We start from the raw sequence: 14,896 nt of genomic DNA, 5'->3' as shown, positions 1-14,896 counted from the left end.
CTACATTAACGACCGATCGTTTGTATATCTCGGCCGACCCCGTACCGCGCCGCGAAGGCGGTCAGCGCGGCGACCGCGTCGCGGCCGCGCGTCCACGGCCGGACGATCAGCCGCTCCACGCCCAGCGCCGCCCACGCCGGGACCTCCTCGGGCGAGCCCAGCGCGTACGCGTGCGCCGTCACCGGCACCCCGCCCCCCAGCCGGTCGAGCTGCGGCCTGATGGAGTCGAGGGTGTGCGGCATGCTGATCCACCCGTCGCAGAGCCGCGCCGCCCGGCGCAGCGCCGCCGCCGACTCGCCGCCCGCGAGCACCGGCAGCCGCCGCTGCACCGGTTTGGGCTCGAAGGCGACCTCCGGGAAGGAGTAGAACCTGCCGGAGTGGGCGACCACCGGCTCGGTCCACAGCCGCCGTACGACCGCGACGGCCTCGTCCAGCCGCGCCCCGCGCGTCTCGAACGGGATCCCGGCCGCGTCCCACTCCCCCCGGTACCAGCCGGCCCCCACTCCGCACACGGCCCGCCCGCCCGAGACCACGTCCAGCGTGGCGAAGGCGCGCGCCGACACGAAGGGGTGGCGCAGGGCGAGGAGCTGCACGGCGGTGCCGAGCAGCACCCGGCTGGTGTGCGCGGCCAGCCAGCAGAGGTACGCGGGCGCGTCGAACAGCGGCGTCTCCGGCCTGATCCCCGGGTCGGCGCCGCCCGGGTAGCGGGCGAGCGACAGGTCCGTGGCGAACACCAGGTGCTCGGGCAGCCACACCGACTCGAACCCCAGCTCGTCGGCCGCCACCGCGACGTCCTTCCACGCGGCCGGATGCAGCAGCCCGAGCGGCACCCCGAACTTCACGGCCACCTCCGCGCGTCGCCGCCGAGCAGCGCGGCCCGCAGGCGGGCGCGGTGGACGGCGCTGGTCCCGTACGCCGCCCCGAGCGACCAGGCGCGGGCCAGCCAGAACCGCAGGTCCAGCTCGTCGGTGTAGCCGACGGCCCCGTGCACCTGGAGCGCGGAGCCGGCGGCGAGCGCGGCGGCCTCACCGGCGGCGGCCTTGGCGGCGCTCGCGTCCCTGCCGGCGGCCGGCGCTCCGGCGTCCAGCGCGAGTGCGGCCCGCCACACGAGCGGCGCGGCGAACTCCACGGCCACCGCCACGTCGGCGAGCCGGTGCTTGACCGCCTGGAAGGACCCGATGGGCGCGCCGAACTGCGTCCTCACCCGGGCGTAGGCCACGGAGCGCGCCAGCAGCTCCCTGGCCACGCCGACGAGCTGCGCGGCGGTCGCCACGGCGAGCCGGTGCAGCACGGGTTCGGCCGGGGCCTCCAGCGGCTCGTACGCGTCGTAGGCGACGGCGAACAGCGGCCGGCAGGGATCGATCCCCGGTCTGGGAGTGATCTCGGCCGCCTCGACCAGCCGGGACCCGTCCGGGCGGAGCACCACGAGGAGGCCCGCGACGTCGGCGTCCGCCGCGTACGCCTGCCCGGGAGCGACCACGCTCACGCACGGCTCGCCGCCGGCGGCCTTGGGCAGCAGCGGCGCGGCCACGACGGTCTCCGCGACCGGCCCCGGCAGGCAGGCCCGCCCGGTCTCCTCCAGCGCGGGCAGCACGTCGGTCAGCCCGAGCCCGAGCCCGTCGTGCTCCGGCGGCACCAGCGCGGCGAAGAGGCCCAGCTCGGCGAGCCGCCGCCAGCCGGGCCGCCGCTCGGCGCGCAGCGCGGCCGGCGGGCAGGCGTCCCCGAGCACGTCGCGGACGGCCGCGCCGAAAGCGAGCTGCTCGTCGGTGAAGGCGAAGTTCATCGTGGCAGCCCCAGGACGCGTTCGGCGACGATGGTGCGCTGGATCTCGTTCGTGCCCGCGTAGATGGGCCCGGCCAGCGCGAACAGGAAGCCGTCCAGCCAGGGCGTCTCCCCGGCCCGCTCGCCCAGCAGCTCCAGGGCGAGGGCGTGCATGCGCAGGTCCAGCTCCGACCAGAAGATCTTGCCCAGGCTGGTGGCCGCCCCGGCCTCCTCGCCCGCCATGATGCGGCGCGCGGTCGCGTACGTGTGCAGCCGGTACGCCTCCGCCTCCGTCCAGCACCGCGCCGCCCGGTCGGCCGCCGCCGGGTCCCCCGACACGCGGGCCAGCGCGAGGAGCCGGTCGGCGGTGGCGAGGAAACGTCCGGGGCTGCGGAGCGTGAGGCCGCGTTCGGAGGAGGTGGTGGCCATGGCGATGGACCAGCCCTGCCCGGCCTCGCCGAGCACCATCGACTCCTCGACCCGTACGCCGTCGAAGTGCAGCTCGGCGAAGCCGGGCAGCCCGTCGAGCTGCGCGACGGGGCGGACCGCGACCTCGTCCAGGGGGAACATGAAGTAGGTCAGGCCCTTGTGCCGCGCCCCCGAGGTGCGGAAGAGGCCGAAGCCGTGGGTGGCGTGGGCGGCCCGCGAGCTCCACGTCTTGTGCCCGTACAGCCGCCAGCCGCCGCCGGGGTCGGGCTCGGCGCGGGAGGTGAGCGCGGCGAGGTCGCTGCCCGCCTCCGGCTCCGACCACGCCTGCGCCCAGACGTCCGCGCCACCGGCCATGCGCGGCAGCCAGCGGGCGCGCTGTTCGGGGGTGCCGAACCGCATGAGGCACGGGGCCAGCAGGAAGATGCCGTTCTGGGTGACGCGGGCGGGGGCTCCGGCGGCCCAGTACTCCTCCTCGAAGATCAGCCAGTCGATGAGGGAGGCGCCGCGGCCGCCGTACTCCTCGGGCCAGGAGACCACCGAGAGCCGGGCCGCGGCGAGCCGCGCCTCCCACGCGCGGTGTGCCTGGAAGCCCTCGGCGGTGTCCATGGACGGCAGCGGCGGATCGGGGACGTTGGCGCTCAGCCAGTCGCGAACCTCGGCGCGGAAGTCCCGCTCGGCCGGGGAGAAGTCGAGATCCACGACAACCAACCTAGCGCACGCTTGGTTGGTTGCCCAGCCTCCCGGTCAGACCCCGTACGCCCGCCGCAACGCCGCGATCCTGGCCTCCCGCGCCCGGAGGCTCAGCGCCGCGCCCGGCACCATCATGTCGAACCCGTGGAAGGCCCCCGGATACAGGTGGAACTCGGTCGACACCCCGGCCCGTGCGAGCCGCACGGCGTAGTCCATGTCCTCGTCGCGGAACACCTCCACCTCGCCCACGTCGATGAACGCCGGCGGCAGCCCCGACAGGTCCTCGGCCCGCGCCGGGGCCGCGTACGGGGACACGTCGGGCCCGCCGGCCCGCTCGCCGAGCAGCGCCCGCCACCCGTAGCGGTTCGCGGACCTGTTCCAGACCACGGCGTCGGCGTGCTGCTCGCTGGAGTGCGTGGCGTCGCGGTCGTCCAGCATCGGGCAGAGCAGGAGCTGGAAGGCCACGTCGGGGCCGCCGCGGTCGCGGGCCAGCAGCACGGTCGCCGCCGCGAGCCCGCCGCCCGCGCTGGCCCCGCCCACCGCCAGCCTGGCCGGGTCGATGCCCAGCTCGGCGGCGGACTTGGCGGTCCACACCAGCCCCGCGTAGCAGTCCTCGACCGGCGCGGGGTGCGGGTGCTCCGGAGCCAGCCGGTAGTCCACGGAGACCGCGACCAGCCCCAGCCGCTCCACGTAGTCGATCATCATCGCGTCGTCGAACTCGGGACTGCCCATGATCATGCCGCCGCCGTGGATCCAGTAGAGGCCCGGCCGCTCCCCGCCGCCGCCCGCCGGGCGGTAGATCCGCACCCGCACCTCGGGCGCGTCGTCCGGCCCGGGGACGTGCCGGTCCTCGATGGTCACGCCGGTCTCCGGCCGTGGCACGGCGGCCACGAACGCGTCGGCCTCCGCGCGCCGCGCCCGCAGATCCTCCAGCGTCATGGCCGCGAGGTCGACGACGGGCATAGGGGCCGCCTCGATCGCGGCGCGCAGCTCGGGATCGAGATTGGGGTGGTAGGTCATGTCAGTGACCCTTCCACGCCACGCCGGGCGGTACTCCTCCGCAGGTGGATATCCGTGATCCTTGGCGGCATGCTGGCGGACATGTGCCATTCCACCGACAGCAGGCCGCCCGCTCCGCCCGTCCAGGGAGAGGTGGCCTCGCACGAGCAGTTCGAGCTGACCGCGGCCGACGGCAACCGCTTCATGGCCTTCAGGGCCGAGCCCGCCGAGCCGAACGGCCGCAGCGTCGTGATCATGCCGGACGTGCGCGGGCTGCACCCGTTCTACCGCGACCTCGCGCTGCGCTTCGCCGAGGCGGGCTTCCGTACGATCGCGATCGACTACTTCGGCCGCACCGCGGGCATCGGCGACCGCGGCGACGACTTCGACTTCATGACGCACGTCAAGCAGCTCGACGCCGACGGCATCCGCGCCGACGTGCGCGCCGCCACCGACGCGCTGCCCGGCCCGGTCTTCACGGTCGGCTTCTGCATGGGCGGCGCGCACTCCTGGCGGCAGGCCCACGAGGGCACCAACGGGATCGCCGGCGGCATCGGCTTCTACGGCGCGCTGCGGGCCATTCAGGCGCCGGAGACCGGTCCCGGCGCGCCGGTGCTGCTGCTGCGGGGCGGCGCGGACACGGTCTCCACGCCGGAGCAGTTCGCGGCGTACGAGGCGGCGCTGGAGCGCGTCGGCACCCCGTACGAGGAGCACGTGTACGAGGGCGCACCGCACTCGTTCTTCGACCGCTCGTACAAGGAGTGGGAGAGCGCCTGCCAGGACGCCTGGCGGCGGATCCTGTCCTTCACCGAGCGGCACGCTCAGCCCAGGTAGGCGGCGCGGACCACCGGGTCCTCCCGCACCGCGGCCGGGGCACCGGCCGCGATGACCCGGCCGAGGTCGAGCACCACGACGTGGTCGCAGACGTCCATGACGAAGCCCATGTCGTGCTCGACCAGCAGCACGGTCGTCTCCAGCGCCCGGACGACCTCGGCGAGCCGGGCGGTCTGTGCGGCGTCGAGCCCTGAGGTGGGCTCGTCGAGCAGCAGCAGCGCGGGCCGGTCGGCGAGCGCCCTGGCCAGCTCGACGAGCCGGCGCCGGCCGACGGGCAGCGCGGCGGCGTACGCCTCGCGCAGCGGCGTGAGCCCGCACAGCTCCAGCACCTCGGCCACGCGCTCGCGCCGCTCCCGCTCGCGCCGCCGCCGTCCCGGCCAGCCGGCGAGGTCGGCGACGAGCCCGCCTCCACCCCCGTGCCAATCCAGCGCGGCCAGCACGTTGTCGGCCACGGTGAGCCGGCCGAAGACCTGGGTGCGCTGGAACGTGCGGCGCACCCCCGCCCTGGCCCGCGCGGCCGGCGACGTCCCGGTCAGGTCGCGCCCGCGCAGCCGGACCCGGCCCGCGTCGGGCCGCCGCAGCCCGGACACCACGTCGAACAGCGTGGTCTTGCCCGCGCCGTTCGGCCCGATCACCCCGCACACCTGGCCCTCGGGCACCTCGAACGACACTTCCTCCAGCGCCCGGACCCCGCCGAACGCCACCGAGACCCCCTCGATCGCCAGCACCGTCAGCCCACCCCCAGGTACGCGGCCGTGAGCCGGTCGCCGTCGACCTCCGACCGCGGACCCGCCCAGGTGATCCGGCCGAGCCGCATGAACGCCACCCGGTCGGCGAGCGCCAGCGCCTCGGTCGCCTTCTCCTCGACCAGCAGCAGTGCCACCCCGCGCTCGCGCAGCTCGGCGAAGACCTCGAAGACCTGCCGGACGAGCAGCGGCGCGAGCCCGAGCGACGGCTCGTCGGCGATGAGCACGCGGGGCGGGCGGACCAGCGCCGGGGCGAGCGTGAGGAGCTGCTGCTCGCCGCCGGAGAGGGCGCCGGCGAGGACGTCGCGGCGCTCGGCGAGGCGCGGCAACCGCTCGTAGACGGGCCGGGGGTCGGGCAGCCAGGTGCGCAGGTTCTCCTCGACGGTGAGGCCGGGGAAGACGCCGCGCCCCTCGGGGGCCAGCAGGATTCCGGCCCTGGCGCGGCGGTGGGCGGGCCAGGAGGTGACGTCCACGCCGTCGAGCAGGATCCGGCCGCCGGTGACCGGCAGGTCTCCGGCGGCCACGGCGCAGGCGGTGGACTTGCCCGCGCCGTTCGCGCCGAGCAGCGCGACGACCTCGCCGGGGCGGACGGCGAGGTCCACGCCGCGCAGGACGGGGGAATCGGCGTACCCGGCGGCGACGCCCTCCAGCCGGAAGACCGCGCCCTCGACCGGCGACGACACCGGTGGGCCGGTGACCGGTTCCGCAGGCGGCGGCTTCCGGTGGCGCAGCTCGGCGAGCTGGGTGAGCACGCCGTCCGGGTGTTTGGCCAGGATCATGCCGCCGAGGCCGAACAGGATCGCCCCGACGTGCGCGGAGATGTCCCAGGTGGCCAGCAGCTCGGGCACGGCGACCGCGACGAGCCCGCCGAGCACCGCGCCGCCGATCCGGCGCACGCCCTGGAGCACCACGATCGCCAGCCAGACGAACCCGGAGAAGGCGGGCAGGTCGGTGGCGGTGATCGAGCCCTTCGCGACCGCGTACAGCACCCCGCCGAGCCCGGCGATCGCCGACGCCAGCACGAACAGCGTGATCTTGGCGCGGGTCGGCGACAGCCCGCAGGTGAGGGCGGCGGCCGGGGCCGAGCGCACGGCGAGGATGGCCCGCCCGGACGCCGACCGTTCCAGGTTGCGCACCAGCACCGCGACGCCGCCGATGAGCACGAGCAGCACCGCGACCAGCACCCGGGGGTCGGAGGTGTCGGCGAGGCCCAGCCCGAGCGCGGGCAGCGGCCAGCCGATGGTGCCGTTGCTGAAGGCGTCCACCTGGAAGAGCACCTGGTCGGCGAGGAGCGCGAGGGCGAGCGTGGCCAGCGTCAGCACCCGCCCGCCGAGACGCAGCGCGGGCAGCGCCACGAGCAGCCCGGCGGCCGCCGCCGCGAGCACGCCCAGCCCGATCGCGGCGGCGAACGGCAGCCCGGAGGCGAACGCCCAGCCGCAGGTGAGCGCGGCCATCGCGGCGAAGGCGGCCTGCGCCAGGTTCACCATGCCGCCGATCCCGGTGACCACGACGAACGAGCAGAAGATCAGCGCGAGCACCAGCCCCTGCGCGGCCACGCCCACGTAGTACGGGGGCGCGGCGAGCGCGAAGACGGCCAGCGCGGCCAGCCCGGCCGCCCACGGCAGGCGGCGGCGCCACGGCGGCAGCCCGGCCAGGTGGTCCGGCGGCGGGGCGTCCTCGGCGGCGCTGCCCGCGACCCGCTCGCGCGAGCGGTTGAGCAGCACCAGCCCGGCGAACAGCAGGATGACCGGCACGGCGGTGCGCAGCCCGGTGACCTCCTGGAGGAAGCCGGTGTACCCGGCGACCAGGTTCTGCACGACGCCGAGGGCGAGCCCGGCGGCGAACGTCCACGGGATCGAGCGCAGCCGCCCGAACACCGCCGCCGTGGCCGAGGCGAACAGCAGCACCGTGTACGCGGTCGCGTCCAGCCCGAGCACCGCCACGGCCAGCACCCCGGCCAGCCCGGCGAGGCCCGAGCCGAGCATCCAGGCCAGCGCGGAGGTCCCGTCCGGGTCGATGCCGCGCAGCGCCGCCAGGTCCCGCCGGTCCACGCAGGCGCGCATGCGCAGCCCGTACGGGGTGTGCCGCAGGAACGCCCACAGCCCGATCGCGGTGACCACGGCGAAGCCGAACGTGATGAGCTGGTCGGTGTCGAGCGTGACCCCCAGCACGCCGACGGGCACGGACGGGTGCGGGCCGACGCCGCGCGGCAGCGAGGTGGCGTCGGCGGGCGGCAGCCCGGCCAGGTCCACGACGAGCAGGCCGAGTGCGGGCAGCGCGATCGTCAGCCCGATGGTGGCGACGATCTGCGCGGTCTCCCCGGCCCTGGCGAGGCCCCTGAACATGGCCTTGTGCAGCACGTAGCCGAGCGCGGGCGCGAACACCCCGGCCGCGAGCAGCGCCGAGAGCCAGGCGGGCAGCCCGGCGGCGGCGTTGAGCTCGTGGAACAGCAGCGCGGCCAGGAAGCCGAGCGCCCCGTGGGCGAAGTTGAACACCCCGGTCGCGGCGTAGGAGAGCGTCAGCCCCGCTCCCATGATCGCGAAGATGCCGCCGGTGACCAGGCCGCTGAGGACGTATCCGACGATCATTTGAGCGGGACGTTGTCGAAGCACTTCATGCTCTTGGCCACCTGGAAGGCGCCGCCCTCCAGCTTGACCAGGGCGCCGCAGCCGTTCGGCTCGGTGTGGTCCTTGGGGTACTCGATCCGGCCGAAGCCCGGGTTCTCGTACAGGTAGGAGCCGTTGGCCGTGTCGAGGAACCTCTCCCTGGTGAGGTCCTTGCCGGTCTTGCCGAGCAGGTCGAGGAAGATGTCGGCGGCCCAGTAGCCGATGGCCAGGTGCTGGGTGAGCGGGGTGCCGGGGGCGACCTTCTCGACGTCCTGCTTCAGCCGGGCGATCTCGGGGGCGGTGGACTCGAAGGGCTCGAACATCGGGGCGGCGATCACGCCGTCGAGCGCCCTGGCGCTGGCCGGGTCCTTGAGTATGGCGACGTCGTAGCTGGTGGCGTCGGTGAGCGTGCCCTTGTATCCGGCCCGCTTGAGCGCGCCGTACAGGCCGACGTTGAACTTGGTGCCGGCGATCACCGAGACCACCACGTCGGGCGGGCCGCCGTCGTCGGAGGTCATGATCTTGTTGACGTACGGGAGCCAGTCGGGGGGCGGCGCGGCGGCGGGCAGCCCCGAGTCGACCCCGGCCAGCTCGAAGCCCGCGGCGGTGAAGGACTGGGAGATGGTGGTGCCGCCGTACTTGCTGCCGCTGGAGTCGCTGGTCTGGACGTAGACGCTCTTGCCCTCGGCGCCGCCGAGCAGCTCGGCCATCTGCCGGCCCCACCAGGTCTGGGAGCCGTCGCCCTGCTTGGGGGCCAGGCAGCCGTTGTAGCCGAAGCCGGTCCTGGTGCCGCACCACTGCGGCCCGGTGGCCCAGCCGAACCACGGCACGCCCTGCTGCTCCAGGAAGGCCGCGCCGCCGAAGTTGGGCGCGTGCACCGGCACCAGGGCAAAGACCTGGTCCTTCTGCACGAGCTTCTTGGCGGCGGCGTCGCCCTTGGCCGCGTCCTGGGCGTCGTCCTCCGCGCCGATGAACTCGATCGTCCTGCCGTGCACGCCGCCCTCGGCGTTGGCCCGTTCGAAGCGGGCCTTCGCGCCGATCTCGGCGTCCTTGGTGGAGTAGCCGCTGGCGCTGGTCTTGGTGAGCACGCCGCCGACCTTGACCGTCGTGCCGGTGACGCCCGGCGCGGCGCCGCCCTCCTGCCGGGGTGCGCCCTTCTGCTGGGCGGCGCAGCCTGCTGCCGCCGCCAGCAGCACCGGTAGGAGCACCGCCGTCACACCCCGCCGTGCGATCATGGTCACCTCATGATTTGGCCTAGCGCTCGCTTGGTTTGGGGTGAGCGTAAATTCGGCGGGAAAGGGTGTCAACGGCCTACCTAGCAACCGCTTGCTCGAATTACTCGGCCCGGTTAGCGTGAGGCGCATGCTGATGCGCGCGGCCGTTCTGACCGGGTTCCAGGCTCCCATGGAGATCCGCGAGGTGGAGATCGACGACCCCGGTCCCGGCGAGGTCCGCGTACGGATCAAGGCGTCCGGCGTGTGCGGCTCCGACCTCAAGGCCATCGACGGCAAGAGCCCCGTCGTGCGCGAGCCGCCGTTCATCCTCGGGCACGAGAGCGCGGGCGTGGTGGAGAGCGTCGGCGCGGGCGTCACGGGGCTCAAACCGGGCGACCCCGTCGTCATCGCCATGAACGGCCCGTGCGGGCGCTGCCGGCACTGCGGCGCGGGACGCTTCCACCTGTGCTCGGGCCCGGCCCGGCTGCAGGCGATCATGGGCGGCGCGCCCCGCGTCCGGCTGGACGGCCGGGAGACCCGCCGCTTCATCGGCATCGGCTCCTTCGCCGAGTACGCGGTCGTCGCCGAGGCCATGTGCGTCAAGGTCGACGGCGCCGCCGACTTCGCCGCCCTGGCCCTGCTGGCCTGCGGCGTCGTCACCGGCGTGGGCGCGGTGCTCAACGTCGCCCGGGTGGAGCCCGGCTCGTCGGTCCTGGTCGTGGGCTGCGGCGGCGTGGGGCTCAACGTCGTCCAGGGCGCGGTGCTGGCGGGCGCGACCACGATCGTCGCGGCGGACGTGGCCGAGCCCAAGCTCAAGCTGGCCGAGCGCTTCGGCGCCACCCACACCCTGCTCGCCGCCGACCTCCCCCGGCAGGTGGGCGAGCTCGTACGCGGCGGCGCCGACTACGCCTTCGACGTGACCGGCGTCCCCGGCGTGCTGGCACAGGCGTTCGCCGCCACGAGGCAGGGCGGCACGACGGTCATGGTGGGCAGCCCGCCAGCCGGGCCTCCGGTGGAGCTGGACCCGGGGCTGCTGTTCGCCTCCCGCCGCCTCATGGGCACCCAGGGCGGCGACGCCGCGCCGCACCGCGACCTGCCCACGCTGGCAGGGCTCCATCAACGGGGCCGCCTCGACCTGGACGGCCTGATCTCCGAACGCCTCCCGCTCGACGCGGTCAACGACGCCGTCGCCCACGTACAGGAGGGGACCGTCGCGCGCACGGTCATCACGTTCTAGGCTATTCTAAGCTTCCTTAGAACGTTAGAAGGAGGCGGAATGTCCTACCCCCCGATCCGTTACGAAGGCGAGAAGGGCACCACCGGCGGCGTCCTGCGGGCCGGCGACCTCGCCCCCGACCTCCGGATGGGCGAGAACGGCACCCAGGTCCACTACCTCGGCACCGGCGACTCCACCGGCGGCGCGTTCGGCCTCTACCGCTGGGAGATGGGCCCCAACCCGTCCGGCCCGAGCCCTCACTTCCACCGCACGATCACCGAGTCGTTCTACGTGCTGTCCGGCGAGATCAAGCTGTTCAACGGCGACACGTGGGCCACGGGCCGCCCCGGCGACTTCCTGTTCGTGCCGGAGGGCGGCATCCACGCCTTCCGCAACGAGTCCGGCGTGCCCGCCTCGATGCTGATCCTGTTCACGCCGGGCGCGCCCCGCGAGGCGTACTTCGAGGAGCTGGCCGACATCGCCAACACCGGCCGGGAGCTCACGCCCGAGGAGTGGACGGAGCTCTACCTCCGGCACGACCAGTACATGGTCTGATGCCGGAGTTCCCCGAGGAGCCGATCTACCAGCAGCTCGCCCGCGTCTCCAAGGCGCTCGCGAGCCCGGTGCGGCTGCGCCTGCTCGACGTGCTCGACCAGCGCGAGCGCACGGTCGAGGAGCTCGCCGCGGCGGCCGGCGTCGCGCTCAAGAACACCTCGGCGCAGCTCCAGCAGCTCCGCGCCGCCCACCTGGTGACCAGCAGGAGGGACGGCCCCCGGGTCTACTACCGGCTCGCCGACGAGCGGGTCTCCCGCTTCCTCGGCGAGCTCCAGGGCTTCGCCCACGACCGGCTGGCGGGGCTGCGCGACGCCGTACGCGACCGGCTCGGCACGATGGAGGGCGTCACCGCCGGCGAGCTGGCCGGCCGCCTGACCGACCCGGCCACGCTCGTCCTCGACGTGCGCCCGGCCGCCGACTACGCGGCCGGGCACGTCCCCGGGGCGGTCTCGATGCCGCTGGCCGAGCTGCGCGAGCGGCTGGCCGAGCTGCCGCGCGACGCCTCGATCGTGGCCTACTGCGGCGGGCCGTACTGCGTGGTCTCGCCCGAGGCCGTACGGGTGCTGCGCGAGCACGGCTTCGACGCCCGCCCGCTGGACGGCGGCTACCTGGGCTGGCGGCGCGGAATGTGATATTCACTGCGAGTGACCAAACGATCACGACAGGGGCAGGCGCGCCTGCGCGTCACCCGCACCGCCACGGCCGGTCTGCTCGGGGCTCTCGCCCTGGGCGGCCCGGCCCCGGTCTCCGCCGCCCGCCTCTACGACTTCGCCGTGCCCGACGTCGTCATCCGGAGCGAGCCGACGGCGAGCTCCGGCCAGGTCGGCCTCGGCCAGCCCGGCGAGAGCTTCGCCCTGCACCGTTCCGAGGAGCACGAGCTCTACCGCTGCGGCCCGTTCGCGAGCACCCTGTGGCACCACGGCCGCAACCTGGCCACCGGCGTCACCGGCTGGGTGCCCGCCTGCGACACCGACGACCCCGACTGACGCCTACACCCCGGCGGGTTGCCGGTGCTTGGGGGCCGGCGTCGCGGCCTCCTCCTCGTCCTCCTCGTGACCCTCCACCGACAGGTTCGGCAGGATGCGGTCCAGCCAGCGCGGGCACCACCAGTTGGCCCGGCCGAGCAGCACCATCGTGGCGGGCACCAGGAAGCCGCGGATGATCGTGGCGTCCACCGCGATCGCCACGGCGAGCCCCACGCCGAACGTCTTGACCAGCGCGTCCGGATAGGCGATGAACGCCACGAAGACGGCCACCATGATCAGCGCGGCGGAGGTGATGACCCGCCCGGTCGAGCCGAGCCCCTCGGCCACCGCCCGCGCGTTGCGTCCGTGCCGCGCGTACGACTGCCGCACCGCCGTCAGCAGGAACACCTCGTAGTCCATCGACAGCCCGAACAGCACCGCGAACAGCATCAGCGGCACATAACTCTCGATCGGCACGGTGAAGAAGACCGTCTGCAGGTACGACGAGCTGACCGGCGCGTCCATGCCCACCAGCCCGCTGCCGAGCCCGATCGAGAACACCAGCGCCAGCGCCCCGAACGCGGCCCCGAGCGAGACCAGGTTCATCACCGCCGCCTTGATCGCGACCACCGGAGCCCGGAAGGCGAACAGCAGCAGCAGCGCACTGAGCAGCACCACCACGCCGATGACCAGCGGGGTGCGCTCGGCCATGCGGTCGCCGGCGTCCGTGAGCCCCGCGACCTTGCCGCCGACGTGCACGTCCACGCCGGGCAACGCGATCTTCCTGACCTCGTGGACGACGTCCACGGTCCGGCTGTCGCTGGGGGCGTACTCGGGGATCGCCTGGAGCAGCACCGAGCGGCCCGAGTCGTTGACCTTGGGGTCGGTGACGTGCGCGACGCCCTCGACGTCCGCGACCGCGCTCTTGAGCTCCTTGACCAGCGGGTCCTTGGCGTCCTTCACCTTCTCCGGCAGCTCGGCGACCACGATGAGCGGGCCGTTGGAGCCGGGGCCGAAGGCCGTGGCCATCAGCTCGTACGCACGCCGCGAGTCCGAGCCCTGGGTGCCGTACCCCTCGTCGAGCGAGCCGAGCTTGAGCGCGAGCGCCGGGGCGGCCAGCGCGCCCAGCACGACCACGCTGGCGAGCAGCACCCGCCACGGCCGGCGCGCCACCCACGAGCCGAGCCCGGCCCAGCCGCCGCCCCCGGAGCCCTCGGTGCGCAGGCCGGGCACCTTGAGCGCGTTGACGCGGTGGCCGAGCAGCCCGAGCAGGGCCGGGACGAGCGTGATGGAGGTCAGCACGGCGGCGACGACGGAGATGCCGGTGACCCAGCCGAGCGTGGCCAGCAGCGGGAACCCGGCCAGCAGCAGCGCGCTCAGCGCGATGATCACGGTGCCGCCGGCGAAGACGACCGCGCCGCCCGAGCTGGCGACCGTGCGGCGTACCGACTCGACCACCGGCACGCCCTGGGCGAGCAGCCGGCGGTGGCGCGAGAGCAGGAACAGCGCGTAGTCGATGCCGACGCCGAGCCCGATCATCGTGGCCATGATGCCGGCCTGCTTGGGCATGTCCACGGCCCAGCCGAGCAGCCCGATCAGGCCGAGCCCCGAGGCCACGCTGACCAGTGCCGCGAAGATCGGGACCAGCGCGGCGACCAGCGTCCCGAACGCGAACACCAGCACCAGCAGCGCGCACACCACGCCGATGATCTCGCTCGGCCCGGTCTTGATCTCCTTGTCCGCGGGGCTGGAGCTGTCGGCGGGGACGACCTCCAGCCCGGCGGCCCGCGCGGGGTCGGCGGCCTTCGACAGGGTCTGCGTCGTCTCGGCGACCTTGTTGGGGTCCTGGCCCTGGAGCCTGACGCCGATGACGCCGATCTGCAGGTTCGAGGAGATGCCGCCGACACGGAAGGGCGTGTCCACCTTGTCGACGTGCGGCACCTGGCGGATGGCCGCGATCGCGTCCTCGACGGCCCGCTTGCGCTTGTCCTCCAGCAGCGGGCCGTCGGGCGAGTACACCAGGAGCTGGATGCTCCCGCCCTGGTCGTAGCCGGGCCCGAAGCCCTCCTTCATGAGGTCGTGGGTACGCTGCGCGTCGGTGCCGGGGATGCTCGCGTCGTTGCTCGTGGGGCTGGGGAAGGCGAGGTTCGCTCCCATGAGGCCGGCCGCCACGACGACCCATAATGCGAGTACGATCCCGCCGTGCCGCGCGCACCAGCCGCCCAGCCGACCCAGCAACCGCGTCATCGCTCCGCCCCCACCCTCGACGCCCGTCCTGTACGGTCGTACAAAATACGATAAGGCCGGAACAGTCCGGCAGGCTGCCCCCCTCAGGGAAATGAGACGATGACCACAGCCGACGACACGCGCACCCGGATCCTGGCCGCGGCCAGGGAGTTGTTCGCCGAGCGCGGCTACGCCGCCACCTCACTCGCCGACATCGCCGCCGCCGTCGGCCTCACCAAGACCGCCGTCGCCTACCACTTCCACCCCAAGGACCGGCTGGCGTCGGAGCTGCTGTCGCCGGTGGCCGGCGACATGCTGGCGCTGCTCGGCGACGACTACGCCGACCGGCAGGCGTTCGTGTCGGCGCTGGTCTCGTTCGCGGTGCGCTACCGGTCGGTGATCCGGCTGTTCATGGAGGACCTGGCCGGCGACGACGCCGTCTCCCCCGTCTCGCCCGACTCGGAGGCGGCGGCGATCCGCACCTTCCGCGACGGCATCTTCGTCAAGCTGGCCGGAGAGGACCCGGACCCGGCGACGACCGTACGCTGCTGGGCACTGCTCGGAGCGCTGCAGTGGGGCGTGGCCAAGACGATGGACCTGCCGGAGGACGAGGTCGAGGCGTTCCTCCTGGAGGCGGTCCGCACCTTATGACCCC

At 74.1% G+C, this 14,896-nt stretch carries 14 protein-coding genes; 6 read left to right on the top strand and 8 right to left on the bottom strand.

Translation table 11 applies throughout. The features are described 5' to 3' along the window. Positions 1-5 precede the first annotated feature (5 nt). Genes ACBR40_RS05135 through ACBR40_RS05120 form a run of 4 tightly spaced genes read right to left on the bottom strand, consistent with a single transcriptional unit; the run spans position 6 to position 3,900 of the window. Positions 6-842 (bottom strand): TIGR03619 family F420-dependent LLM class oxidoreductase, encoded by an 837-nt coding sequence (locus ACBR40_RS05135; RefSeq protein WP_364450335.1) that lies wholly within the window; start codon positions 840-842, stop codon positions 6-8. Beyond that, complete coding sequence (locus ACBR40_RS05130; RefSeq protein WP_371247623.1) at positions 839-1,783, bottom strand: acyl-CoA dehydrogenase family protein; 945 nt, start codon at positions 1,781-1,783, stop codon at positions 839-841. The genes ACBR40_RS05135 and ACBR40_RS05130 overlap by 4 nt, the downstream gene beginning before the upstream one ends. Beyond that, complete coding sequence (locus tag ACBR40_RS05125) at positions 1,780-2,889, bottom strand: acyl-CoA dehydrogenase family protein (protein WP_371247622.1); 1,110 nt, start codon at positions 2,887-2,889, stop codon at positions 1,780-1,782. Before ACBR40_RS05125 ends, ACBR40_RS05130 begins: the two co-directional genes overlap by 4 nt. A 45-nt stretch (positions 2,890-2,934) precedes the next feature. After that, positions 2,935-3,900, bottom strand: coding sequence for an alpha/beta hydrolase (locus tag ACBR40_RS05120; RefSeq protein ID WP_344205217.1), 966 nt, complete (start codon positions 3,898-3,900; stop codon positions 2,935-2,937). A gap of 69 nt (positions 3,901-3,969) precedes the next feature. On the opposite strand from ACBR40_RS05120, the gene ACBR40_RS05115 reads away from it, so the two are divergent. Then, entirely contained in the window at positions 3,970-4,713 is a 744-nt protein-coding gene (locus ACBR40_RS05115) for a dienelactone hydrolase family protein (RefSeq protein WP_344205218.1), read from the top strand. On the opposite strand, the gene ACBR40_RS05110 is transcribed toward ACBR40_RS05115, so the two are convergent. From ACBR40_RS05110 to ACBR40_RS05100, 3 genes are read right to left on the bottom strand one after another with little or no spacing between them, the layout of a single operon-like run. Further along, positions 4,701-5,441, bottom strand: a complete 741-nt coding sequence (locus ACBR40_RS05110; protein ID WP_364450324.1) for an ABC transporter ATP-binding protein — start codon at positions 5,439-5,441, stop codon at positions 4,701-4,703. The two genes, ACBR40_RS05115 and ACBR40_RS05110, sit on opposite strands and share 13 nt — an antisense overlap. 2 nt (positions 5,442-5,443) lie before the next feature. After that, entirely contained in the window at positions 5,444-8,047 is a 2,604-nt protein-coding gene (locus tag ACBR40_RS05105) for an ATP-binding cassette domain-containing protein (protein WP_371247621.1), read from the bottom strand. After that, entirely contained in the window at positions 8,044-9,300 is a 1,257-nt protein-coding gene (locus tag ACBR40_RS05100) for an ABC transporter substrate-binding protein (protein WP_344205222.1), read from the bottom strand. The genes ACBR40_RS05105 and ACBR40_RS05100 overlap by 4 nt, the downstream gene beginning before the upstream one ends. A gap of 127 nt (positions 9,301-9,427) precedes the next feature. Here ACBR40_RS05100 and ACBR40_RS05095 point away from each other — a divergent pair, with 127 nt between their 5' ends. The 4 genes from ACBR40_RS05095 to ACBR40_RS05080 are packed head-to-tail and all read left to right on the top strand — an operon-like array spanning position 9,428 to position 12,036. After that, positions 9,428-10,516, top strand: coding sequence for an alcohol dehydrogenase catalytic domain-containing protein (locus ACBR40_RS05095; RefSeq protein ID WP_371247620.1), 1,089 nt, complete (start codon positions 9,428-9,430; stop codon positions 10,514-10,516). A gap of 39 nt (positions 10,517-10,555) precedes the next feature. Then, positions 10,556-11,050 (top strand): cupin domain-containing protein, encoded by a 495-nt coding sequence (locus ACBR40_RS05090; RefSeq protein WP_344205224.1) that lies wholly within the window; start codon positions 10,556-10,558, stop codon positions 11,048-11,050. Beyond that, complete coding sequence (locus ACBR40_RS05085) at positions 11,050-11,682, top strand: metalloregulator ArsR/SmtB family transcription factor (protein WP_344205225.1); 633 nt, start codon at positions 11,050-11,052, stop codon at positions 11,680-11,682. The genes ACBR40_RS05090 and ACBR40_RS05085 overlap by 1 nt, the downstream gene beginning before the upstream one ends. Before the next feature lie 12 nt (positions 11,683-11,694). Continuing rightward, positions 11,695-12,036: a hypothetical protein gene (locus ACBR40_RS05080; RefSeq protein ID WP_371247619.1), complete on the top strand. Its 342-nt coding sequence runs from the start codon at positions 11,695-11,697 to the stop codon at positions 12,034-12,036. A 3-nt stretch (positions 12,037-12,039) separates the two neighbouring features. On the opposite strand, the gene ACBR40_RS05075 is transcribed toward ACBR40_RS05080, so the two are convergent. Next, positions 12,040-14,262 carry an MMPL family transporter gene (locus tag ACBR40_RS05075; protein WP_371247618.1) on the bottom strand — a complete coding sequence of 741 codons (2,223 nt, stop codon included), beginning with the start codon at positions 14,260-14,262 and terminating at the stop codon, positions 12,040-12,042. A gap of 99 nt (positions 14,263-14,361) precedes the next feature. Here ACBR40_RS05075 and ACBR40_RS05070 point away from each other — a divergent pair, with 99 nt between their 5' ends. After that, positions 14,362-14,892, top strand: coding sequence for a TetR family transcriptional regulator (locus ACBR40_RS05070; protein ID WP_329583547.1), 531 nt, complete (start codon positions 14,362-14,364; stop codon positions 14,890-14,892). The last annotated feature ends 4 nt before the right edge of the window (positions 14,893-14,896 follow it).

This window comes from Nonomuraea sp. AD125B, from assembly GCF_041402765.1.
Lineage (GTDB): Bacteria > Actinomycetota > Actinomycetes > Streptosporangiales > Streptosporangiaceae > Nonomuraea > Nonomuraea bangladeshensis.
This window is presented reverse-complemented; position numbering and strand designations above follow the sequence as displayed.

Excerpts from the sequence above, each read along its gene's own strand:
- ACBR40_RS05090 (WP_344205224.1), top strand. The coding sequence starts at position 10,556 with ATGTCCTACCCCCCGATCCGTTACGAAGGCGAGAAGGGCACCACCGGC.
- ACBR40_RS05130 (WP_371247623.1), bottom strand. The coding sequence starts at position 1,783 with ATGAACTTCGCCTTCACCGACGAGCAGCTCGCTTTCGGCGCGGCCGTC.
- ACBR40_RS05105 (WP_371247621.1), bottom strand. The coding sequence starts at position 8,047 with ATGATCGTCGGATACGTCCTCAGCGGCCTGGTCACCGGCGGCATCTTC.
- ACBR40_RS05070 (WP_329583547.1), top strand. The coding sequence starts at position 14,362 with ATGACCACAGCCGACGACACGCGCACCCGGATCCTGGCCGCGGCCAGG.
- ACBR40_RS05085 (WP_344205225.1), top strand. The coding sequence starts at position 11,050 with ATGCCGGAGTTCCCCGAGGAGCCGATCTACCAGCAGCTCGCCCGCGTC.
- ACBR40_RS05075 (WP_371247618.1), bottom strand. The coding sequence starts at position 14,262 with ATGACGCGGTTGCTGGGTCGGCTGGGCGGCTGGTGCGCGCGGCACGGC.
- ACBR40_RS05120 (WP_344205217.1), bottom strand. The coding sequence starts at position 3,900 with ATGACCTACCACCCCAATCTCGATCCCGAGCTGCGCGCCGCGATCGAG.
- ACBR40_RS05115 (WP_344205218.1), top strand. The coding sequence starts at position 3,970 with ATGCTGGCGGACATGTGCCATTCCACCGACAGCAGGCCGCCCGCTCCG.
- ACBR40_RS05095 (WP_371247620.1), top strand. The coding sequence starts at position 9,428 with ATGCTGATGCGCGCGGCCGTTCTGACCGGGTTCCAGGCTCCCATGGAG.
- ACBR40_RS05100 (WP_344205222.1), bottom strand. The coding sequence starts at position 9,300 with ATGATCGCACGGCGGGGTGTGACGGCGGTGCTCCTACCGGTGCTGCTG.